Source organism: Streptomyces sp. NPDC006798, assembly GCF_040635975.1.
In the GTDB taxonomy this organism is placed as follows: Bacteria; Actinomycetota; Actinomycetes; order Streptomycetales; family Streptomycetaceae; genus Streptomyces.
Genome location: NZ_JBEYIS010000024.1, coordinates 13,113 through 34,988 on the forward strand (window position 1 = coordinate 13,113; position 21,876 = coordinate 34,988).

Consider the following 21,876-nt stretch of genomic DNA (forward strand, 5'->3'; position numbering starts at 1 on the left):
CTCGACGCCGGGAAACCATCGGGAAGCCGCCTGACAGGTCTGGCAGGGGCACGTTCAGTTGTCTGCGGCCGGGCGGGGCCGCCGGGGGCGCTCACCGGGTGCCCTTGGGGTCGAGCGCGTCCCGCACGCCGTCGCCGAAGAGGTTGAAGGCCAGCACCGTGATGAAGATCGCCAGTCCGGGGATCACCATGAAGGTCGGATCGGACTCGTAGGTCTTGACCGCCGTGGAGAGCATCTGCCCCCAGGACGCGGTCGGCGGGCGGACGCCCGCCCCCAGGAAGCTGAGCGCGGCCTCGGTGAGGATGTTGGTGGGGATCATCAGGGTCGCGTAGACCGTGATCGGCGCCACCAGGTTGGGCAGCAGTTCCTTGAAGAGGACGTACCGGCGTCCCGCGCCCAGGCTGCGGGCGGCCTCGATGTACTCCTTCTCCCGCAGCGAGAGGGTCTGGCCGCGCACGATACGTCCGACGTACGGCCAGCCGAAGAAGCCGATCACCGAGACCAGGATCGCGATTCTGACGCTCGATCCGGTCAGTCCGAAGAGGTCGTTGGGGAGGACCGCGACCAGGGAGATGATGAAGAGCAGCTGCGGGAAGGAGAGCAGCATGTCCATCACCCGGCTGATCACCGCGTCGACCCAGCCGCCGAAGTAACCGGCGACGATGCCGAAGAGGGTGCCGAGGATGACGGCGACCACGGCGGCGAGGAAGGCCACCAGCAGGGAGATCCGGGCACCGTAGACGACCCGGCTGAAGACGTCCCGGCCGGTGTTGGGCTCGACGCCCAGCAGATGCTCGGAACTGATGCCGCCGAAGTCGCCCTTGGGGGTGTTGAACAGCGGGTCCAGCTTGTCCTGGTGGAACTTGTTCGGCGGGTGTCCGAAGAGGTCCACCAGGACGGGCGCGAAGACCGCCACGAGTACGAGAAGGATGACAACGATGCCGCCCGAGAGCGCCAGCTTGTCCCGCTTCAGCCGGGACCAGGCGATCTGCCGCAGCGACCGCCCTTCGACCGACTTCCTGACTACATCCGCCGCGACATCGGCGGCCGCGGTCTTCTCCGCGTCCGCGCTCGTGTCGTGCACTGGTGCCGTCATCGTGGTGGGGACCCCTCTCGGCCGGAGGTGACCGGCCCGTACCCGCCGCTGTAGCGGCTTGGTTCTCAACATCTGGTGCGCATGGAGCAGTTGGTACGAGACGTACGTTTTGGTCCGATGGCACACGGGGACGAATTTCCCCCTGGAGCGGGAGTCTTCAACGCTCCCTCGATCACCCGCCAGACCTCCAGGGCAATGGTTGCCCAAACGTGATGCGTGTAGAGGGATTCCGTTATGCGGACGTTCACCCGGGCTGAGCGGAGCCCCATCTCCTCGCGAAACGACAGGAGTTGAGCCAGTATCCGATTATCGAACAGATTCATTCCTGCGATTCCAAGGCGGGAAAGGCGCAGAACTCCCGTATTCAGCGGGGCAGGGCCGAGTCGGGCCGGAATCCTTCGGAGGAATCGACAGCGCGTACGACCGGGGTGTGTGGCAACGACATTCGGCCGTCGAGGGGCGTCCGGTACCGGGTCTCACCCTGTGGAAGGGGATGCGTGGGGCGGCCGGGCCGGATGACAGCTCAGTGTCAGCCGGGGGTGAGGGCGGCGGGCCGGGCCGGTCAGCGGCCGGGGGCCGGGGGGTAGCCGTAGCCGCCGGCCGGGGCGCCGGGTGCGGCGTGGGCGTCGCGGTCGTAGAAGGGCCGGGCGTTGGCCCGCAGCCACATCCCGACGGGGTCGTACTCGTCGGAGAGGGCGACGGTGGAGACGGGGAGGCCGTCGGGGACGGCGGCGATGGACTGCTGCATCATCGCGCGGACCGCGTCGACGGAGGGGCGGCTGGTGTCGTAGAGGTCGAGGCCGATGGCGAGATAGGGCGCGCCGAGGGCGGGCTGTACCCAGGCGCGCCGGAGGGAGCGGACGGCCGGGGTGTGGTGGGCGTTGCGGGAGAGGAGGGCGTAGAACTGGGGGATCTCTACGGCGGGTTCGGAGAGCCGCAGGGGGCCGGCGGGCATCCGGTCGAGTCCGGTGGCGATCCGCCGCAGGTCGGTCCAGGGGATGCCGACGCCGCCGCCGGGGGCGTGCGGATTGAGCCAGATGCCCCAGCGGTCGGGGTAGAGGGCGCGGGCGATGTCGAGGCCGGTGGTGGTTTCGTGGGCCCGGCTCCAGCCGGAGGCGGCCAGCTCCTGGGGGGAGGTGACGGCGGGCGCGTAGCCGAAGCCGTCGATCTCCAGATTGCCGTACTGGGCTTCGGGGGAGCCGGGGCGGCCGTGCCACAGCAGTAGCCAGATCCGGCCTGCGGCGGGGTCGGCGAGGGCGGCGAGGAGTGCTTCGTAGGCGTCGTAACGCCCGGGGGTGACCTGGCGGAGCAGGTGCTCGATCTGCCCGGTCGCGGCCGTGCCTGACGCGCTCACCACTGTTCCGCCCCTCCGGTCCAAGCCGTCAACCGCCGCTGGGCCCCGCGACCCAGACCGCCCCCAGCTTACGGCGCCCCCCTCCATTTGGTGATGCCGTTCCTCCGGGGTGCCGCGGACCGCCCCGCGAGGCCCCCGGTACCGGGTACGCCCTTTCGCCCCTCGCCCGGGAGTACGAGACCCCAGCCGAGCGCCCCGAGGACGAGAGCCCCTTCTCAAGCCGTGTGCCCCGGACCGCCTCGCCTTGCCCTGGCGCCGGAGAGGGCGAGTGAGCCGAAGGGGCGCGCCGTGTTCTGGAGGGAGAACGCGCGGGCCGCGAGGAAGGAGCGGCCGGGCACGATCGGCTGAAGAACACGGCTGAAGCGCCCCGGAGGCGAACCGAGCCCCCTAAAAGAAGGGCCTCTGTTGGGTGAGCCATTCGGCGACGGGGTCTTGGGTGTGGTCGAGGAAGACCATGTTGACCGGCCAGCGGACGGTGTGGCGGCCGAGGGCGCGGGCGAGGGCTTCGTGTGCGGTTTCGGGTGCCGTGCCGGGGGCGAGTTGGACGCCGATGAGGAGGGTGGGGTCGTCTCCTTCTACGGAGGCGAGGGCTCGGCGGGCGGTGAGGACGGTGCCGGTGGCCCGGAATTCTTCGGATGCGGCGGCGAGGAAGTCGACGGGGTCGTCCTGCCAGTCGGGTTCGAAGAGCCGGACCCGGCCGCCGCCGGAGGGGCCGTCGAGGGGGGTGTGTCCGGCGCGGCAGAGTTCGGCGACGGCGGGGGGCGGCAGGGGGACGCCGATGGTTCCGCCGGGGTTGACGGCGATGCCGACTTGGGGTGGGAGTCCGCGGGCGAAGTCGCGGGCGGGGGCGATGGTGCAGGGGATGTGGTCGCCGGCGCAGGCGAGGTATTGCTGTTCGGAGCTGAAGACGGGGACGTATGCGGCTCCGTCGAGTTCGATCATCGGCAGGTCGAGGTCGGGGCTGTCGGGTCCGCCGCCGTTGGGGAGGGGGATCCAGATCTGGCTGCGGCCGAGTACTTCGACGATCCGGGGTCCGGCGCCGGGGTGTCCGAGGGCGGCGGCGAGGGTTTCCTCGAGTTCGTTGACGGGCCAGGCGGGGTAGGGCCCGGTGAGCCCGTTCTCGTGGGGTGCGTGGGGTTGTTCGGCGGGCGGGCCGCCGGTGGGTCCGCCGTACGGCTCGGTGTGCGACCCGTCGTACTGCTGCCGCGTGTCCAGTCGCTCCGGCACGTTCATCCCTGTTCGCCCTCTCCCCCGGACCGCCCGGGTCCCCTTTGTGGTCCGGGGACGACAATAGGGCCTGCGGTACGGATCGGTTCGGGCGGCGGGAATTGGCTCCGGGCTCGTCCGGAGGTCCGCCGGGGGCGTTATCGGGGGGTGAAGCCGATCCGGGCGAGGGCTCCGGCCGCCGGGCGGTCGAGCAGGATCACGGAGGCGCAGCCGGTCGGGGCGCGGCCCGCCTCGGCGTCGGAGATGAGCCGTCCGGCGGTCCTGCGGTGTCGGGCGAAGGCGTAGCCGGAGACGCCTCGGCCGCGTTCGCGCTGGCCCTGGCGGGCGACGGCGGGTGGGACGTCGAGGAGGATCAGATGGAGGCCGGTGCCCCGGCGGCGGGCCTCGCGGGCGAGCCAGCGGCGGACCCAGGCCTGGGTGCCGCAGTCGTGGACGACGACGCTCTCGCCGGAGCGGAGGGCGCGGCGGAGGCCGGTGTAGTGGGCGAGGCGGACGAAGGGCCGGTACAGCGCGTAGGGGAGCAGCCGGGGCATCTCGGCGTCCCAGCGGTCGCGGGTGTCCTGGGAGTCTATGGCGGCGGCCGCGGCGGTCCGCTTGATCAGGGTGGACTTTCCGCTTCCGGGCAGTCCGGAGACCACTACCAGGTCGCCCGCGGCGAAGGTGAGCCCGCGCGGGCCTCGTCCTTCGCGGGCCCGTAGATCCCGCAGCACCGGTGGCGCGGTGGCCCGGAGCCGTTCGCGCGCGGGCGCCTGTGGCTGGGCGGGCACCCCCGCGGTCGTGGCGTAGGCGCTGGAGCGCTGCAACGTCATCACACCCTCCTCCCCCATGTCGGGTCACCCACACCTATGCCCATGGAGCGTCAACGGACCTTAAAGAAATGGTAATGAGATCCGAGCGTTTTTTCCGGCATTTCCCTTCTGTTTCCGGCCATTGCGTCGTGCGCCCCGGGCGTGCGCCGGGTGAGCGCCTCCCCTGGGAGGACCCTCCCGGCCGGTGCCGCGGTTCCCGCCGGCCGCCCGGAGCGGTCCGCCGGTGATCCGCGGGCGGCCCTCCGGAGGACCTCGGACCCGGCCCCGTACCCGACCGCGTACGCGGCCTCGCCCCCTCCCTCGTACGCGATCGTGACCAGGTGTCCACGCAGGGGAACAACGCCGCCGGGGCTCCCGTACTTCCCGGTCCGCGTGTAATGATGTGGCCGCCAACTTCATACCGGCCGCTTGAATCCGCGCGGGAGAGACCCGGACTCCGCTCCGGGCGCCGAAGGAGCAAGTTCCTCCCTTGAATCTCTCAGGCCCCGTACCGCGCGCGATGAGGCAGATCTGAAAAGCGGGCCGGTTCCACCGGCTCCACCCAAGGTGCAAGTCATGACCGTCCGTACGGCCATCCGTACGACGCTCGCGACGAACCTCTCAGGTTCCGATGACAGATGGGGAGGAACGTCCTCGTCGTCATGTCTTCTGCCATGCCCTGGGAGTAACCGTCCATGAGCACCGTCCCCCGCCGTACCGCCCTCGACGCCCTGCACCGCTCCCTGGGTGCGACGATGACCGATTTCGCGGGCTGGGACATGCCGCTGCGGTACGCCAGCGAGCGGGAGGAGCACCAGGCCGTCCGGACCCGGGCGGGCCTCTTCGACCTCTCCCACATGGGTGAGATCACCGTCTCCGGCCCCGGGGCCGCGGCTCTGCTGGACCACGCCCTGGTCGGCAATATCTCCACCATCGGCGCCGGCCGGGCCCGCTACACCATGATCTGCCGTGAGGACGGCGGGATCCTGGACGATCTGATCGTCTACCGCACCGGCGACACCGAGTATCTGGTGGTCGCCAACGCGGGCAACGCGCAGATCGTGCTGGACGCGCTGACCGAGCGGGCCGCGGGTTTCGACGCCGTGGTCCGCGACGACCGGGACGCCTACGCCCTGCTGGCGATCCAGGGCCCCGAGTCGCCCGGGATCCTGGCCTCGGTCACGGATGCCGATCTCGACGGGCTGAAGTACTACGCGGGGCTGCCGGGCACGGTGGCCGGGGTCCCGGCGCTGATCGCCAGGACCGGCTACACCGGTGAGGACGGCTTCGAACTCTTCGTCGCGCCGGAGCACGCCGAAGGACTGTGGCGGGCGCTGACCGAGGCGGGCGCGTCCGCCGGTCTGGTGCCGTGCGGTCTGTCCTGCCGCGACACGCTCCGCCTGGAAGCGGGCATGCCGCTCTACGGGAACGAGCTGACCACGGCGCTCACCCCGTTCGACGCCGGTCTCGGCCGGGTGGTGAAGTTCGAGAAGGAGGGCGGCTTCGTCGGCCGCAAGGCGCTGGAGGCCGCCGCCGAGCGGGCCGCGGACAGCCCGCCGCGGGTCCTGGTGGGCCTGGTCGCCGAGGGCCGCCGGGTGCCGCGGGCCGGTTATCCGGTGGTCGCGGACGGCGCGGTGATCGGCGAGGTCACCTCCGGCGCCCCCTCGCCCACCCTCGGCAAGCCGATCGCCATGGCGTACGTCGACGCGGCCCACGCCGTGCCCGGCACGCCGGGTGTCTCGGTCGACATCCGGGGCAGCCAGGAGCCGTACGAGGTCGTGGCGCTGCCGTTCTACCGGCGGCGGAAGTAGCCCCGGCGGGCGCCCGCCGGCCCACCACCCCCTTCCGCTCTCCCCCGTCCCCCTTCCTCCCCCGGTCCCCCCGTTTCCCCGGCTGACGTGACCAGACGCACGTCCCGGCGTACCCCGTCCGTTCATCCGCACCGTCCGCGTACAGGAGAATTCATCCCATGAGCAACCCCCAGCAGCTGCGCTACAGCAAGGAGCACGAGTGGCTGACGGCCGCCGAGAACGGCGTGTCGACGGTCGGGATCACCGAGTTCGCCGCCAACGCGCTCGGTGACGTCGTCTTCGCCCAGCTCCCCGAGGTGGGCGCGACGGTCACCGCCGGTGAGTCCTGCGGCGAGCTGGAGTCCACCAAGTCGGTGAGCGATCTGTACTCCCCGGTGACGGGTGAGGTCACCGAGACCAACCAGGGCGTCGTGGACGACCCCTCCCTGGTGAACAGCGCACCCTTCGAGGGTGGCTGGCTGTTCAAGGTGCGGGTGGCGGAGGAGCCGGACGATCTGCTCTCCGCCGACGAGTACGCCGAGTTCACCAAGAGCTGACGACAGGAATATCTACCGATATGTCGCTTCTCAATTCCTCTCTCCACGAGCTGGACCCCGATGTCGCCGCCGCTGTCGACGCCGAGCTCCACCGCCAGCAGTCCACCCTCGAAATGATCGCCTCCGAGAACTTCGCCCCGGTGGCGGTCATGGAGGCCCAGGGGTCGGTCCTCACCAACAAGTACGCCGAGGGCTACCCCGGCCGCCGTTACTACGGCGGCTGTGAGCACGTCGACGTGGTCGAGCAGATCGCCATCGACCGGGTGAAGGACCTCTTCGGCGCCGAGCACGCCAATGTCCAGCCCCACTCGGGCGCCCAGGCCAACGCGGCGGCGATGTTCGCCCTGCTGAAGCCGGGCGACACGATCATGGGTCTGAACCTCGCCCACGGCGGGCACCTGACCCACGGCATGAAGATCAACTTCTCCGGCAAGCTCTACAACGTGGTCGCCTACCACGTGGACGACGCCACCGGCCAGGTCGACATGGCCGAGGTCGAGAAGCTGGCCAAGGAGTCCCGGCCGAAGCTGATCGTCGCGGGCTGGTCCGCCTACCCGCGCCAGCTGGACTTCGCCGCCTTCCGCCGGATCGCGGACGAGGTCGGCGCGTACCTCATGGTCGACATGGCCCACTTCGCGGGCCTGGTCGCGGCCGGGCTGCACCCCAACCCGGTCCCGCACGCCCATGTCGTCACCACCACCACGCACAAGACCCTGGGCGGTCCGCGCGGTGGCGTGATCCTCTCCACCGCCGAGCTGGCGAAGAAGATCAACTCCGCGGTCTTCCCCGGTCAGCAGGGCGGCCCGCTGGAGCATGTGGTCGCGGCCAAGGCGGTCTCCTTCAAGGTCGCCGCGTCCGAGGAGTTCAAGGAGCGCCAGCGGCGCACCCTGGAGGGCGCGAAGATCCTGGCCGAGCGCCTGGTCAAGGACGATGTCACCGAGCACGGCGTCTCGGTGCTCTCCGGCGGTACCGACGTCCATCTGGTACTGGTCGACCTCCGCCACTCGGAGCTCGACGGCCAGCAGGCCGAGGACCGGCTGCACGAGGTCGGCATCACGGTCAACCGGAACGCGATCCCGAACGACCCCCGGCCGCCGATGGTCACCTCGGGTCTGCGGATCGGTACGCCGGCCCTGGCCACCCGCGGCTTCGGCGCCGACGACTTCCGCGAGGTCGCGGATGTGATCGCGGAGGCGCTCAAGCCGTCGTACGACGCGGCCGCGCTGCGGGCCCGGGTCACGGCCCTGGCCGGGAAGCACCCGCTGTACCCGGGCCTCACGCCCACCCAGCCGTAACCGTACATTCGTACGATTAACACGCTGGTGTCCTGGTACGGACCCCGGGGGCATCGCGCACACTGAGAAGTGGGCCGGTGCCCCCGCCGTACGCACGGGATCCACCGGATCCCCGCCCTCCGCCCCGTCCCGCCCCTTGTCGTCACCATCGGTCCACAACACCGGTCCCACCCGCACCACCCCGCGCGGCAGACAACGGCGTCTCCCCACCCTCAGGAGTTTCTCGTGGCCATCTCGGTCTTCGACCTGTTCTCGGTCGGCATCGGCCCGTCCAGCTCGCATACGGTCGGCCCCATGCGGGCCGCGCGGATGTTCGCCCGGCGGCTGAAGAACGAGGGACTGCTCGCCCCCACCGCCGCGATACGGGCCGAGCTGTACGGCTCCCTCGGCGCCACCGGCCACGGCCACGGCACGCCCAAGGCGGTCCTGCTGGGCCTGGAGGGCGATTCGCCCCGCACCGTCGACGTGGAGTCCGCCGACGAGCGCGTGGAGCGGATCAAGGAGTCCGGCCGGATCTCCCTGCTGGGCGCCCACGAGATCGCCTTCGACTTCGACGAGGACCTGGTCCTGCACCGCCGGGAGACCCTGCCGTACCACGCCAACGGCATGACGATCCGGGCGTACGACGCCGACGGCGGCACGGTCCTGGAGAAGACGTACTACTCGGTCGGCGGCGGCTTCGTGGTGGACGACGACGCGGTCGGCGAGGACCGGATCAAACTCGACGACACCGTACTGAAGTACCCCTTCCGCACCGGCGACGAACTCCTCCGGCTCACCGCCGAGACCGGTCTCTCCATCTCGTCCCTGATGCTGGAGAACGAGAAGGCATGGCGGACCGAGGACGAGATCCGGACCGGGCTGCTGGAGATCTGGCGGGTGATGCAGACCTGCGTGGCCCGCGGGCTCTCCCGCGAGGGCATCCTCCCCGGCGGGCTGAAGGTACGCCGCCGGGCCGCGAAGACCGCCCGCCAGCTCCGTGCCGAGGGCGACCCGGCGGCCCGCGCCATGGAGTGGATCACCCTCTACGCGATGGCCGTGAACGAGGAGAACGCGGCGGGCGGCCGGGTCGTCACCGCCCCCACCAACGGTGCCGCGGGCATCATCCCGGCCGTACTGCACCACTACATGAACTTCGTTCCCGGCGCCGACGAGGACGGCATCGTCCGGTTCCTGCTGGCGGCCGGCGCGATCGGCATGCTCTTCAAGGAGAACGCCTCCATCTCCGGCGCCGAGGTCGGCTGCCAGGGCGAGGTGGGCTCGGCCTGCTCGATGGCCGCCGGAGCGCTGGCGGAGGTACTCGGCGGCACCCCGGCGCAGGTGGAGAACGCGGCCGAGATCGGCATGGAGCACAACCTCGGCCTGACCTGCGACCCGGTCGGCGGCCTGGTGCAGATCCCGTGCATCGAACGGAACGGCATGGCGGCGGTCAAGGCCGTCACGGCGGCGAAGATGGCGATGCGCGGCGACGGCAGCCATCTGGTCTCCCTCGACAAGGTCATCAAGACCATGAAGGAGACCGGCGCGGATATGTCGGTCAAGTACAAGGAGACGGCCCGGGGCGGGCTCGCGGTGAACATCATCGAGTGCTGAGGCCGTCCCGGCGGGTGGGCCACGACCAGCGTGATCTGCCTTTCGGCGCGATCAGGGCCATCCCCGCCCGCACGGCGGAAAGCCCCTGAGAAGTCCCTGGCCGATCCTTTCCTGGTCGGCGTCCGACCAGGAATCATCGCTTTCGCTCGACGTCAGCGCCCTCCTCGCACCGTTCGGACAGCTCTTCAGCCGACGCCTGCGCCGGGGACCGGGCACGGAGAGCGCCCACCCGATAACAAGAGTTTTGTTAAATCGGGTTCATGGCTACCTCCTCCGCTCCCGGTGATGGCCCCGTCCGTCCGGTCTCCGTCTCCCTCCACGAAGGCACGATCGCCGTCCTCAAGGCGCGTACCGGCAAGCAAGGCCTGTCCGCCTACGTCGAAACTCCCATCCAGCGCCAGCTCGAGCGGGACCTGCTGCGCGAACTCGTCGAAGACGCCGAAGCCGAACACGGTCCGGCAGACCAGGCAGCGGTCGAGGCCAAGCGGGCGATCCTCCGCGGTGACACGGCCGACTCGGCGGACGCGGCGTGAGCGGAACGCTCGTCCTGGACTGTGAGGGATTGTCAAAACTCGTACGGCACTCCCCTGAAATCACCGAGTGGCCGGCCGAGGCCGAGGACATCCGTGTGGTCACCAGCTCCATCACGCTGGTCGAAGCACGCGACCCCCAGGTCAACCGGGCCCGCTTCGACTACGCCGTCTCCCGCGTGAACATCGTCCCGCCCACCGAAGCCATCGCCCGCCATGCCAGCAAGCTCCTCGTCGCTGCCGGCCTGCACGGCCACGAGTACGCCCTCGACGCCGTCGCGGCGGCAACCGCACTCGCCTCGCCCGCCCCCGTGACCGTACTGACGTCGGACCCCGAGGGCCTCCTCATGCTGTGCCGCCCCGGCGTCCGCATCATCAAGGTCCTACCGTCTGGTGACCACCGCCACCCGCGACGCCGACGCCTACCCGGTGTCCGACAAGGTCACCGCGGAGTGGACCTCCGCCTCCGCCCGTCCCGCGCGGACCGAACTGCTGCCGCTCTCGGCGGTCCGCTTCACCCCGGACCTGGCCCTCGACAGCACCGCACCGGCGGGCGAGCCGATGGCGCTGCCCTTCACCGTCCAGGGCGCGGCGGCGGGTGGCGGCCTGCGTCGCTCACCGTATCGGTGAGCTATGACGACGGCCGCACCTGGCGGCAGGCACCCGTCCGCGACGGCGTCGCGAAGGTCGTCAACCCGGGACCCGGCCGGGGCATCACCCTGCGGGCGGAGGTGACCGACAAGCGGGGCAACGGGCTGGAGCAGACCGTCCACAACGCCTACCGAGGCAGGTAGCCGACGGCGAGGGAGACCTCGTCCCGGCGCGGACGTACCGGCTGTGGCGGCACGGCCGGTACGTCCCCCCGGGGGGCACGGCCGGTACGTCCCCGGGGGCGCGTAGGCGGTACGTCCCGAAGCGCCACCGGGCCCGGCCCGGCCGGGGTCGCCGCGCCGCGCGCAGCACGGCCGGGGCCGCAGCGCCGGTCGTACGGCGGGATATCACTCCTTCCGGCGGGATCCGCCCGCCGGTACTTGACGTGCCGTCGCCCGGCTCCGGAGTCTGTGGGTTCCACCACCCGCTCCCCCGAGCCGGAGGTTCCATGACGGTCACCGAACCGACCGAAGGCGTTCCGTGGTTCGACCTCACCCGCCCCGGCTTCTCCGTCACTTCCGCCGAGGTGCGCGCGGCCCGGGAGCGGTCCTGGTACGCCCGGACCACCTACGGACTGGCCGTACTGCGCCACGCGGAGACGGCGGAGCTGCTCGCGCATCCGCTGCTCCGCCAGGGGAGCGTCTCCTGGCTCGCCCATAACGGGGTGACCGGGGGACCGCTGGCCGACTGGTGGCGGAGCTGGATCCTCCACCAGGAGGGGGAGGCCCATCTCCGGCTGCGGCGGCTGATGAATCCGGCCTTCTCGGCCCGGATGACCTCGATTCTGCGGGCCCGTTTCCGGGCGGTGGCCGTCGAGTTGGCGGATGCCTTCAAGGACCGGGGCCGGTGCGAGTTCGTCGGCGAGTTCGCGGAGCCGTACGCGGCCCGGGTGATCGCCCTGCTGCTCGGCCTGCCGCAGTCCGACTGGCCGTTCATCGCCCGGCACTCCGCCGATCTGGGGCTCGCCCTCGGTGTGACCGTCCGCCAGGACCTGCCCCGGATCGAGGAGGCGCTCGCCGCGCTCCACGGCTATGCCGACGAGCTGATCGCCGTGCGGCGCGGCCGGGAGCACGGCGACTTCGTCTCCGGGCTGGTCAGGGCCAACCGGGACACCGACACGCTGAGCGACGACGAACTCCGCGACGGTCTGGTGCTGCTGATCTTCGGCGGCTTCGACACCACCCGCAACCAGCTCGGTCTCGCGATCCGGACCTTCGTCCGGCATCCCGGCCAGTGGCGGCTGCTGGCGGAGCGGCCCGGCCTGGGCGCCAAGGCGGTCGAGGAGGTGATGCGGGTGGATCCGACCGTCCGCTGGATCACCCGGCAGGCGGTGGCGGACTTCGCCTTCCGGGGCCTGGACATCCCGGCCGGGACCACGATCCAGCTGTGGAGCCACTCCGCCGGTACGGATCCGCTGGTGTACGGACCGTACTCCTTCGACATCACCGCCGAACGGGAACCGCACTTCGGTTTCGGCGGCGGCGTCCATCACTGTCTCGGCCATTTCGTGGCCCGCGGCGATATGACCGAGGCGCTGCCGGTACTGGCCCGGCGGCTGCGGGACCCCTGGATCACCCGGGACGCGGTCTGGCTTCCCGACTCCGGCAACACCGGTCCCGTACACCTCCCCCTGCTCTTCACCCCCGGTCCCTGACCGGAGCCGTACGCCCCGCCCCCGCCCGCGACTCCGATACGAGGTGTCCATGACCGACCGTTCCCCGGGTGCCACCGCACTCGACCGCCATCGCGAGCGGAACACCGACCGGGAGGCGGTGGGCGCCGTACGGAAGCGGATCGCCGAGGCGGGTGTGGAGTACGTGTACTACCAGTCGGTCACCCTCGGCGGCCGGGTGGTGGGCAAGGTGGTGCCCGCCGGTCATCTGCTCCGCAGTCTGGAGCACGGCGTACGACTGCACCGGAGCGTCGCCGCGGACATCCAGACCGACCGGCACGGCACCCTGCTGGGCGGCGGCACCCGGGCGGCGGAGTTCGTCGCCCTGCCCGAGGTGGAGACCTTCGCGGTACTGCCCTGGGACCGGAGCGTCGGACGGTTCTTCTGCCTCCTCTACGAGCCCGAGCACCGGCCGGACGTCGGCGGCGACCCGTTCGCCGCCGACGTCCGGGGCCATCTCGTCCGGCGGCACCGGGAGTTCACCGAACGGACCGGGCTCGTCCTGCGCTCCGGCTGCGAACCCGAGACGACCTGGACCGGGCCCGGTCTGGCGGCGCCCCAGCGGCCCGACTCCTGCCCTGCGTACCGGGTCGACCTGCTGGAACGCTGCCGCCCCGTCTACCAGAAGGTGATCGGCTACGGCCGGGCGATGGGGCTCGACATGATCGAGGGCGACTACGAGGACCCCGGCCAGCTCGAACTGAACTGGATGTACGACCGGGCCGAACTCACCGCCGACCGGCTGATCACCTTCCGCCAGATCTGCCGTCAGGTCGCCCGGGAGCTGGGGCTCTCGGCCAGTTTCATGCCCAAGCCCGCGACCGGGGTGATGGGCAACGGCTGCCATCACAACCTCAGCCTCTGGGACGGCGAGCGGAATGTGCTGGCCGACCCCGGCCGCCGGGAGCTCCATCTCTCCGAGACCGGGCGGTACGCCCTCGGCGGCATCCTGGCCCACGCCGCGGGCGCGATGGCGGTCATGGGGTCGACCGTCAACTCCTACAAGCGGTACTGGGACGCGGGCCTCTTCGCCCCCGAACGCATCGACTGGGGCATGGACGACAAGACCTGCACGGTACGGCTGCCCGCCAACGGGCGGCTCGAATACAAGCTCCCCGACGCCATGGTCAATCCCTATCTCTCCCACGCCGTCCTGCTCGGCGCGATCGCGGACGGCCTGGCGCAGCGGACCGATCCGGGTCCCCCGCAGGGCGGCCCGGACGCCTCCGCGCCCCGTTTCCCCGCCCTGCCCGCCACCCTGGGCGAGTCCCTGACCGCCTTCGCGGCGGACTCGGTGGTCAGGGACTCGCTCACGCCGGAGATCGCCGACCTCCATCTCGCCGCCAAAAAGGACGAATGGGCCCGTTTCTGTGCGGTGGTCACCGACTGGGAGCACATGATGTACGCGGAGGCCACTCCCTGAGCCGACGGCGGGGCAGGAGGGGCGGGGAACGGGGCCGGAGGGTCAGGAGCCGGCCGGCGGGCGGGCTTCGGCGCGCAGCCGGAGACCGACCGGGCCGAGGATCGCGCCGTGGGCCGGGCGGACGGCGGCGGGGTCGACGGGGCGCAGCCGCCAGTGGGTGGCGATATCGGCCAGCGCCAGAGTGATCTCGTTCATCGCGAAGACGTCGCCCATGCACTTCCGGGGGCCCGCGCCGAACGGGATGATCCCGTTCTCGACATGGTCGCGGACGCGTCCCAGCGCCTTGCCCTCCCAGCGGGACGGGTCGAAGCGTTCCGGGTCCGCGTAGGTCGCGGTCGAGTGGTGCAGCACATAGGGGCTGATCACCAGATTGGTGCCGGCCCGCAGGAGGTGTCCGGCCAGTTCGGTGTCGGTGGCGACCTCACGGGTGAAGATCCAGATCGGTGGATACATCCGCAGGGTCTCGGTGATGATCCGCTGGGTGAGGGTGAGGTGTTCGAGGTCGTCGTGGTCCGCGGCCCGGCCCGCGAGGACGGTGTCGACCTCGGTGTGCAGGGCCCGCTCCAGCTCCGGGTCCGTGGAGATCCGGTGCAGCGCCCAGGAGACGGTGATGGCGATGGTGTCGGTGGCGCCGAAGAAGAAGGTGATCGCGGCGTCGTTGAGTTCGGTGTCGGTGAGCTTGTCGCCGGTGGTGGCCAGCAGCATCGACAGCAGGTCGCCGTGGTCCTCGCCGGTCCGCCGGTAGTCGGCGATGACGGCGTCGATGGTGCCGCGCAGCCGGGCCCGGCTGCGGTCGTAGCGCCGTTTGCCCGGGGTGGGTATCCGGTCGAGGGGCGCGGGGAGGGCCATCCGCCGGAAGACCCCGTCGCTGACGGTGGCGAGGTCCCCGGGCGTCTTCGACAGTTCGGGGGAGGCCAGATGTCCGGCGAAGAAGGCGGCCACCCCGGTGCGGGCGGCGACGGTGGTCATGTCGGCCAGGATGTCAATCTCCCGGCCGTGGGTCCAGGCGCCGGTCACCCGGGTGATCTGCTCGCTCATCAGCCTGGTGTACGCCTGCTGCCGTACGGTGCCGAAGGCGGGCTGGGCCACTCGCCGCAACCGGCGGTGGTCCTTGTACGGGCAGGTCACCACCCCGTCGCCGAGGACCTCGCGGGTCCGTTCGTAGATCAGGCCGCCCTTGTCGAAGGTGCGGTCGTCCTTCAGTACCTCGTAGGTCAGTTCGGCGGTGGTGACGACGGTCGCCTTGAACGGTCCGATGCCGATGTCGACGAGTTCGCCGTGGGCGGGCAGCGAGCCGAAGAAGCCGTACGGGTCCTTGAGCATGCTCACGGCGTGCCCGATGAGGGGCAGGGCGCCGGGCGCGCGGCTGCGGCCCGGCGTACGGGGGCTTCCGGCTGACGTACGGGTCGGTATCCGGGGCCGGTTCGATATACGGGGTCTTCCTGATAAGGACACGGTGTCTCCTGGTGGGTGATCGGCGGTACCGGGCCCGGGGCGACGGCATGTGCCGCGGCGGAACGGCACCGAGTACGCGCGGGTCGTGGCGGTACGAAGGCCGGGGCCGGGGATCAGGAGGAGGGGCGGGCCGGAAGGGAGCCGGGCGGATCACCGGGGACCGTCGTGCCCGCGCCCTCCGTCCACGGCGTCGACGGTCCTGCCGGCTGGTGCTCGGCACCACCATAGGGACATTCACCCCCGCGCGGAACGCCGTGAACCGCACATCCGTTGCGTATTCGAAAATTCATGCCCTTTCGGTCCGCGCCGGGCGGGACCGAACCGAGGCGGGCCCGTGGGCGGAAACGGCCGGGGCCGGGGCCGGGTCGTGTGGACCAGGCCCCGGCCCCTTGGTGCGATGCGCCGCGTCAGCTCTTGGCGAAGGACTCCCAGAACTCCTCGAACGTCAGCATGCCGTCGCCGTTGGCGTCCTTCGACTTGATGACCGCCTGGGCGACCGTCTCGGTGACGTTGAAGTCCCCCAGCTGCGCCATGACGCTCTTGTACTCGGCCGCCGTGATGAGTCCGTCGCCGTCGATGTCGTACCGGTCGAACGCCTTGCGGGCCTCTTCGATGTCCGCCACTGCTTCCGCCCCTCCTGGGTGCTCTGTTGACGGGGTCAGATTATCGGTGCGGGGCTGTGGACAGCGCCGAGGGCCGGTCCGGGGGCATCGTGGATCATGGCGGCATGAGCGATGAACTGGGCCGGATCCTCGACGACGCGTCACACGGACGGTTTCCCGCGCCCGATGGGCGGATCACGGTGGTCGGACAGCCCTCGGCGCGGGACGCGGGGGTCGTGGCCTTCACCGCGCATGCCGTCGTCTTCACGGACGAGGACCCGGAGTGGGTACGCGAGCAGGTGGCGTCAGCGCCGTCGGATCCGCTGTCCGCGCCGATGAACCCGGTGTTCCTGGCGGCGCTGCTGGCGCGGACGGGCCGCTGGATGAGCACGATCGACCAACTGGCCGTCGCCGGGGCGCTGCCGGGCTCGCCGGGGATACCGCTGCGGGAGATCGACGATCCGGCGCATCCCCGGGTGGCCTGGGCGCTGGCACACCGGGACGAGGTGCGGGTCTGGGCCGTCGACGGCGGGGTGATGATGCTGGGGCGCGGGGTGGCGGGGCGCTGGGAGTGCGCGATCGAGTTGGACGAGCGGGCGCGGGGCCGGGGGCTGGGGCATGTCCTGGCCCGGGCGGCCCGGCAGTTGGTGCCGGGGGACGCGGTCTGGGCGCAGATAGCCCCGGGGAACGCCCGCAGTGTGCGGGCGTTCCGGTCGGCGGGATTCGTCCCGGTGGGTTCGGAGGCGCTGTTCTCGGCTAGCCGACGGCCGGAATAGCCGGGCCTCCGGTGGTGCCGGTGGTGTCGGTCGCTCCGGCCGGGGTAGTGGGGGCGGGGCGCTGGACCGGGACGGCCGGGGAGGTCGCGCCGGGTGCCGGGGCGGGTGCGGCGGCCGTGGTGGTGGCGGGGGTCTGCTGGACGGACGCGGCGGGGTATCCGGCCCGCCACGGGACGTAGTGCGGGTTGTCCCGGCAGCCGTCCATGATCTCGGTCTTCTTCTCCTTGTCGACGGGGCAGACGCCGACGACGAACTCCCGGGCCACACCGCCGGGGAAGGCCACCTCGACCTGGTCGGCGTACTTGTGGGTGTCGCCGATCGTCTTGTTCACATCGACTCCGCCCGGGGCGTCGATGTAGTAGTTCCAGCCGTTCTTCCACGACTTGTACAGATCGTGGTTGTAGCTGGTGGAGACATACGGGGAGGGCTGGTTGACCAGGACGTACCGCTCGATGTCGTACTGGCCGTCGAGCGGGGCCTTGGGGTGGAAGCCCTGCTCGAAGACGATCTCGGGGCCGCGGCCGTCGGTCCGGTAGAGCTGGAGGCAGTTGGCGCGCCAGGCGGGGGTGGGGGTGATCCGGTTGATGTCGACCCGGCGGTCGGCGGCGGCGTAGAGCCGGTCCTCGACGGCGGGACAGGAGTTGGCGGGCGCGGCGGCGGCCCGGACCGCGGCGGGGGCGGCGGTCGCGGGTGCCGTGCCGGTGGGCGCGGCGGAGGCGGGGACGACGGTGGTCGCGGCGGCGGCCGGGAGGAGCGCCGCGGAGAGGGCGAGGACGAATACGGCGGCCCGGCGGCGCGGGCGGTTGCTGATGACCATGATGATCACCATCCCGGTCCGGCCGCACCGCCCCGGGCAACGTCACCCCCGGGTGGGCGGGTCGGTGCCGGGAGTTGACCGGCGGGGCGGCGGGGTGTGGTGTCCGCCCGGACGGCGGGACGGGTCCCGCCGTCCGGGCGGGGTGGGGGGGCCGGTCAGGCCGGGGTGCCGGGCAGCGGCTCGGCCAGGCGGCGCAGCATGCCCGCGACGAGGGCGGTCTGGGCGGGCACGGTGTCGGGGTAGACGAATTCGGTCCTGGCGTGGGCTCCGTCGCCGACCGCGCCCATGCCGCAGAGGACGGGGCGGCCGAGGGCGGCGACGAAGTTGGCGTCGCTGGCGCCGCCGACGGCGGTGTCGGGGAGTTCGTCCCGGCCCTGTTCCCGGGCGACCTCGCGGGCGAGGGCGAGCAGGGGCGCGGAGGCGGCGTCGAGCGTCATCGGGGGCCGGTTCCAGGCGTGGTCGATCTCCACCCGGACCCGGGGGTCGCTGACCTCGATGGCGTCCAGTTCCCGGTCGACCCGGTCCTGTTCGGCCCGGCTGGTGACCCGGATGTCGACACTGGCGGTGGCCCGTCCGGCGACGACATTGGTGGCGGAGCCGCCCTGGACGAGGCCGGTGTTGACGGTGGTGCCCCGCTCGGGGGCGGCGACCTTCGCCGCGGCGACCACGAACTCGGAGAGCGCGGTGATGGCGCTCGCCCCGTCCTGGGGGGCGAGTCCGGCATGGGCCTCGACGCCGGTGACCGTGATCCGGAAGATGCCGGAGCCCTTGCGGGAGGTCTTGACGGCGCCGTGCGCGGAGGGCTCCAGGACCAGGGTGGCGTCCACCCGGCGGGCCAGTTCCTCGATCAGGGGCCGGGACGAGAGGGAGCCGATCTCCTCGTCGCCGTTGAAGAGGAAGGTGACGGTGGGTACGGGCGCGCCGCTCTCCCGGGCGAGGGCGAGCGCCCAGACGCCCTGGATCAGTCCGGTCTTCATGTCGAAGATGCCGGGGCCGCCGAGCTTCTCGCGGCCGTCGGCGTCGGGCGCCGGGGGTTCCCAGGCGGCGAGGGTGCCGGTCGGCCAGACGGTGTCGTAGTGGCCGATCAGCGCCACATGTCCGGTGCCGGTCCCGGTGTAGGTGAGGGCGAGGGTGTCGCCGCACTCGCCGCCGGGGTGGCGCTCCTCGCGGTCGGGCGGGCCGAGCCGGCTGACGGCGAGTTCGCGCAGATGGTCCAGGCCGGCCGCGAGGCCGGGCAGATCGTCGCTGCCCGTCTCGTGGCGGACGAGGGAGAGGATGTCGGCGACGATCCCGGCCGATGCCTCGTGGGCTCGGGCGGTGAGATCGTCGGCGGGCACTGCGTTCATGGTCTGCTTTCTCGTTCGGAGGGACCCCTCGTACGGGTTCGCACAGGGGTGCGTACGAGGTGCGTACGGGGGCGTACGGAAGGGGTACGGGGGGCGGGAGCCGGGCGCCGGGTGACGGGCCGCCCGGGCGGGCCGCCGGGGATCAGCTGATGCCGAAGGGGATACCGAGCAGGTACCAGGCGACGAAGAACGCCATCCAGGCGACCCAGACGACGGCGGCGATCGGGATGGTGAAGGAGGCCAGGGTGCCGATTCCGGCGGACTTGCGGTACTGCTGGATGAAGCCCAGGGCCATCACGAAGTACGGGCTCATCGGGGTGACGCAGTTGGTGACGGAGTCGGCGACCCGGTAGACGGCCTGGGTGGTCTCGGGCTCGATGCCGATGAGCATCAGCATGGGGACGAGTACCGGCGCGGCCAGGGCCCACAGGGCGGAGCCGCTGGTGATGACCAGATTCATGATGGTGATCAGTACGGCGATGCCGACCAGCACGGTCCACCCCGACAGATCGAGGTCGCGCAGGGTCTCGGCGCCCTTGACGGCGAGGATGTCGCCGATGTTCGTCCACTTGAAGTAGGCGAGGAACTGGGAGATCGCGAAGAAGAGGACGAGGATCGGCGCCATCGACTTCGTACCGGCGACCATCGCGTCGATGATGTCGCGGGCGGCGGTGAAGGTGCCGGTCATCCGGCCGTAGACGGTGCCGACGACGGCGAAGAAGAGGCCGAGGACGAGCGCCATCCCGCCGATCACCGGGGAGTTGACGATGCCGCCGCCCTCGCCGCGGAGCGGGGAGGAGACCGGGGTCATGGCCGCGATCAGCAGAACGACGAACCCGAGGGCGACCAGGCCGGTGACGCGCAGGGCGCGCCGCTGGACCTCGGTGACCTCGATCGTCTCGCGCTCCTCGGCGCTGGGCGCGGCGACCGGCTCGTCGGGTTCGAGGTCGGGACGGCGGGCGATGATCTTGTCGACGACGAGGGTGATGGCGAGCGCCACCAGGACGGACGAGCCGACGCCGAAGAAGTAGTTGCCGACGGGGGTGACGACGTAGTCGGCGTCGATGGTCTGGGCGGCGGCGGTGGAGATGCCGGAGAGCAGGACATCGGTGGTGGTGAGCGACGGTGAGGCGTTGTATCCGGCGGAGATCGAGACATAGGCGACGATGCAGCCGAGTACGGGGCTGCGCCCGGCGGCGCGGAAGATCAGGGCGCCGATCGGGACGAGGGTGAAGTAGGCGGCGTCACCGGCGACATGGCTGACCATCGCGGTCAGCGAGAGGGCGAAGGTGAGGTACTTGCCGGGGACCCGTTCGACCATCCGGCGGAGCAGGGCGGAGAAGAGTCCGCTCTTCTCGGCGACGACGATGCCGAACATCACGGTGAGGATCGTGGCCAGCGGCGGGAAGGCGGCGAAGTTGTCGACGGCGCCCTCGATGGCCATGGTGAGGCCCTCATGGCTGAGCAGGCTCTTGACCGTGATGGTGTCGCCCTTGGCGGGGTGGACGGCGCTGACGTCGACGGCGGCCAGTACGGCGCTGAGGGCGGCGACGACTCCGGCGAGTATCCAGAACAGCCAGAACGGGTGGGGAAGTTTGTTGCCGACCTTCTCGATCGCGGCGAATCCCCGGAACGCGGTGCGCAGGGCTCTCGACTGCGGCTCGGACGGCCGAGGCTCGGCGGAGGTGGCGCTCATCGGTACCTCTTCGTACAAGTGAAGGATGTTCCTGCGAACAATGGCATCTGAGTGAGCGATTCCCTAGACCCCGAAGGTAACGATGGGATTAACCAGCGGGCTAAGGTAGGTCGCCATGACCCGCCCTCTCCTTGACGAGCTGGACCGCCGACTGATCGGCGCGCTGCATCTGGCCCCCCGGGCCACCTGGGACGATCTGGGCGGGATCCTGGCCGCCGACGCCAGTACGCTCAAACGCCGCTACGACCGGCTCCACGAGGCCCGGATGGTCCGGGTGATCGGCCAGGCGGACTGGGGTGTGCACTCCACGGCGATGCCGGTCCATGTCTTCCTGGACGTCACCGGCGACACCCCGCTGGCCGTGCTGGACCGGCTGCGCGAACTGCCCCACCTGCCGGTACTGGCCCAGCTCTCCGGCGACTACCCCGTGTACGCGGTCGTCCACGCCCCCTCGGACGCGGAGACCAGCCGGGCCATCGACCGGATGTTCTCCGTGCCCGGGGTCCGCCGGGTGAAGGCCCTCCCGGCCCTGAGCACCCTGCGCCGGGGCATCACCTGGGATCCCCGGTTCCTCGGCGACGACGAGCGGGCCGAGCTGCTGTCACTGATCGGCGTACGGCCGGGGGCCACCGCGACCGCGACCGTGACGCCCCCGGTCAAGCCGCTCGGCGACGCCGAGCGGACCGTGGTCGCCCTGCTGATCCGGGACGGCCGGGCGTCGGCGGCGAGTATCGCCAGATCGGCCGGGCTCGCCACCTCGACCGCGCACCGGGTGGTCCGCCGGGTGCTGGACGAGGGCTGGGTCAGGCCCCGGCTGGAGATCGTCTCGGAGTGGCTGGGCTTCGAGACGCCGTTCGTCCTGCGGCTGCGGGTGGCCCCCGGGGACACGCCGGAGGTGATGCGGCGGATCGACCAGCTGCCGCAGACCCGGCTGGTGGCCCATGTGGCGAGCGATCTCTCGGTCCTCGCCGCGGGGCTGGTCACGGACCGGTCGGCGGTGGCGCGCTTCGTCGACGACGAGCTGGCGGCCATTCCGGGGATCCTCGGGGTGGGCGTCGATGTGATGCTGACCGAGCCGCGCCGCTACTGGCTGGACCGCGATCTCGGCTCGGGCCTGGGGACGTTCCACGCGCCGGCGCTGCTGTGAACCGCGGGAGCCGTGCCGCGGGCCCGGGGGCTCACGGCACGGCTCCCGCCGCCGGCCGGCG

19 protein-coding genes, 2 pseudogenes and 1 riboswitch are annotated in these 21,876 nt (G+C 71.3%); of the genes and pseudogenes, 12 read left to right on the forward strand and 9 right to left on the reverse strand.

What is annotated here, in order from left to right; translation table 11 throughout:
* Window positions 1-91 precede the first annotated feature (91 nt).
* The 4 genes from ABZ714_RS18185 to ABZ714_RS18200 all read right to left on the reverse strand — a co-directional run bounded on the left by ABZ714_RS18185 (window position 92) and on the right by ABZ714_RS18200 (window position 4,486).
* A complete protein-coding gene (locus ABZ714_RS18185) occupies window positions 92-1,096 on the reverse strand; it encodes an ABC transporter permease (RefSeq protein WP_358826246.1) in 1,005 nt (334 codons plus the stop codon).
* Window positions 1,097-1,658: 562 nt separating this feature from the next.
* Entirely contained in the window at window positions 1,659-2,450 is a 792-nt protein-coding gene (locus ABZ714_RS18190; protein WP_358826247.1) for an enhanced serine sensitivity protein SseB C-terminal domain-containing protein, read from the reverse strand.
* Between the two features lie 387 nt (window positions 2,451-2,837).
* Window positions 2,838-3,677: an enhanced serine sensitivity protein SseB gene (locus tag ABZ714_RS18195; RefSeq protein WP_358826248.1), complete on the reverse strand. Its 840-nt coding sequence runs from the start codon at window positions 3,675-3,677 to the stop codon at window positions 2,838-2,840.
* Window positions 3,678-3,814: 137 nt separating this feature from the next.
* Window positions 3,815-4,486, reverse strand: coding sequence for an AAA family ATPase (locus ABZ714_RS18200; protein ID WP_358826249.1), 672 nt, complete (start codon window positions 4,484-4,486; stop codon window positions 3,815-3,817).
* A gap of 409 nt (window positions 4,487-4,895) precedes the next feature.
* Window positions 4,896-4,989: riboswitch (glycine riboswitch) on the forward strand.
* 171 nt (window positions 4,990-5,160) lie between these two features.
* Here ABZ714_RS18200 and gcvT point away from each other — a divergent pair.
* From gcvT to ABZ714_RS18250, 10 genes and pseudogenes are all read left to right on the forward strand, one after another.
* Window positions 5,161-6,276, forward strand: coding sequence for a glycine cleavage system aminomethyltransferase GcvT (gene gcvT, locus ABZ714_RS18205; RefSeq protein ID WP_358826250.1), 1,116 nt, complete (start codon window positions 5,161-5,163; stop codon window positions 6,274-6,276).
* 158 nt (window positions 6,277-6,434) lie between these two features.
* Window positions 6,435-6,812, forward strand: a complete 378-nt coding sequence (gene gcvH / locus ABZ714_RS18210; protein ID WP_358826251.1) for a glycine cleavage system protein GcvH — start codon at window positions 6,435-6,437, stop codon at window positions 6,810-6,812.
* Window positions 6,813-6,832: 20 nt separating this feature from the next.
* Complete coding sequence (gene glyA / locus ABZ714_RS18215; RefSeq protein ID WP_358826252.1) at window positions 6,833-8,107, forward strand: serine hydroxymethyltransferase; 1,275 nt, start codon at window positions 6,833-6,835, stop codon at window positions 8,105-8,107.
* A 225-nt stretch (window positions 8,108-8,332) separates the two neighbouring features.
* On the forward strand, window positions 8,333-9,700 hold the full coding sequence (locus ABZ714_RS18220) for an L-serine ammonia-lyase (RefSeq protein WP_358826253.1): 1,368 nt from the start codon (window positions 8,333-8,335) through the stop codon (window positions 9,698-9,700).
* A gap of 260 nt (window positions 9,701-9,960) precedes the next feature.
* Window positions 9,961-10,233 (forward strand): hypothetical protein, encoded by a 273-nt coding sequence (locus tag ABZ714_RS18225; RefSeq protein WP_358826254.1) that lies wholly within the window; start codon window positions 9,961-9,963, stop codon window positions 10,231-10,233.
* Window positions 10,230-10,613: pseudogene (locus ABZ714_RS18230) on the forward strand (DNA-binding protein); the annotation flags it as partial. The gene ABZ714_RS18225 and the pseudogene ABZ714_RS18230, both read left to right, overlap by 4 nt.
* Window positions 10,614-10,623: 10 nt before the next feature.
* Window positions 10,624-10,860 carry a hypothetical protein gene (locus tag ABZ714_RS18235; RefSeq protein ID WP_358826325.1) on the forward strand — a complete coding sequence of 79 codons (237 nt, stop codon included), beginning with the start codon at window positions 10,624-10,626 and terminating at the stop codon, window positions 10,858-10,860.
* Window positions 10,857-11,024: a hypothetical protein gene (locus ABZ714_RS18240; protein WP_358826326.1), complete on the forward strand. Its 168-nt coding sequence runs from the start codon at window positions 10,857-10,859 to the stop codon at window positions 11,022-11,024. Before ABZ714_RS18235 ends, ABZ714_RS18240 begins: the two co-directional genes overlap by 4 nt.
* A 305-nt stretch (window positions 11,025-11,329) precedes the next feature.
* Window positions 11,330-12,535 carry a cytochrome P450 gene (locus ABZ714_RS18245; protein WP_358826255.1) on the forward strand — a complete coding sequence of 402 codons (1,206 nt, stop codon included), beginning with the start codon at window positions 11,330-11,332 and terminating at the stop codon, window positions 12,533-12,535.
* Between the two features lie 49 nt (window positions 12,536-12,584).
* On the forward strand, window positions 12,585-13,976 hold the full coding sequence (locus tag ABZ714_RS18250) for a glutamine synthetase (protein ID WP_358826256.1): 1,392 nt from the start codon (window positions 12,585-12,587) through the stop codon (window positions 13,974-13,976).
* 42 nt (window positions 13,977-14,018) lie between these two features.
* Here ABZ714_RS18250 and ABZ714_RS18255 read toward each other — a convergent pair whose 3' ends face one another.
* Both ABZ714_RS18255 and ABZ714_RS18260 read right to left on the reverse strand, forming a co-directional pair.
* On the reverse strand, window positions 14,019-15,500 hold the full coding sequence (locus tag ABZ714_RS18255) for a cytochrome P450 (RefSeq protein ID WP_358826257.1): 1,482 nt from the start codon (window positions 15,498-15,500) through the stop codon (window positions 14,019-14,021).
* A 338-nt stretch (window positions 15,501-15,838) separates the two neighbouring features.
* Window positions 15,839-16,054: an EF-hand domain-containing protein gene (locus tag ABZ714_RS18260; RefSeq protein WP_358826258.1), complete on the reverse strand. Its 216-nt coding sequence runs from the start codon at window positions 16,052-16,054 to the stop codon at window positions 15,839-15,841.
* 104 nt (window positions 16,055-16,158) lie between these two features.
* Here ABZ714_RS18260 and ABZ714_RS18265 point away from each other — a divergent pair, with 104 nt between their 5' ends.
* On the forward strand, window positions 16,159-16,809 hold the full coding sequence (locus ABZ714_RS18265; protein ID WP_358826259.1) for a GNAT family N-acetyltransferase: 651 nt from the start codon (window positions 16,159-16,161) through the stop codon (window positions 16,807-16,809).
* A gap of 166 nt (window positions 16,810-16,975) precedes the next feature.
* Here ABZ714_RS18265 and ABZ714_RS18270 read toward each other — a convergent pair.
* The 3 genes and pseudogenes from ABZ714_RS18270 to ABZ714_RS18280 form a co-directional block, all read right to left on the reverse strand.
* A pseudogene (locus tag ABZ714_RS18270) lies at window positions 16,976-17,638 on the reverse strand (ADP-ribosyltransferase); the annotation flags it as partial.
* A gap of 143 nt (window positions 17,639-17,781) precedes the next feature.
* Window positions 17,782-18,972: a M20 family metallopeptidase gene (locus ABZ714_RS18275; RefSeq protein ID WP_358826260.1), complete on the reverse strand. Its 1,191-nt coding sequence runs from the start codon at window positions 18,970-18,972 to the stop codon at window positions 17,782-17,784.
* Between the two features lie 142 nt (window positions 18,973-19,114).
* Window positions 19,115-20,668, reverse strand: a complete 1,554-nt coding sequence (locus tag ABZ714_RS18280) for an AbgT family transporter (protein ID WP_358826261.1) — start codon at window positions 20,666-20,668, stop codon at window positions 19,115-19,117.
* Between the two features lie 115 nt (window positions 20,669-20,783).
* Here ABZ714_RS18280 and ABZ714_RS18285 point away from each other — a divergent pair, with 115 nt between their 5' ends.
* Window positions 20,784-21,815 carry an Lrp/AsnC family transcriptional regulator gene (locus tag ABZ714_RS18285; protein ID WP_358826262.1) on the forward strand — a complete coding sequence of 344 codons (1,032 nt, stop codon included), beginning with the start codon at window positions 20,784-20,786 and terminating at the stop codon, window positions 21,813-21,815.
* The last annotated feature ends 61 nt before the right edge of the window (window positions 21,816-21,876 follow it).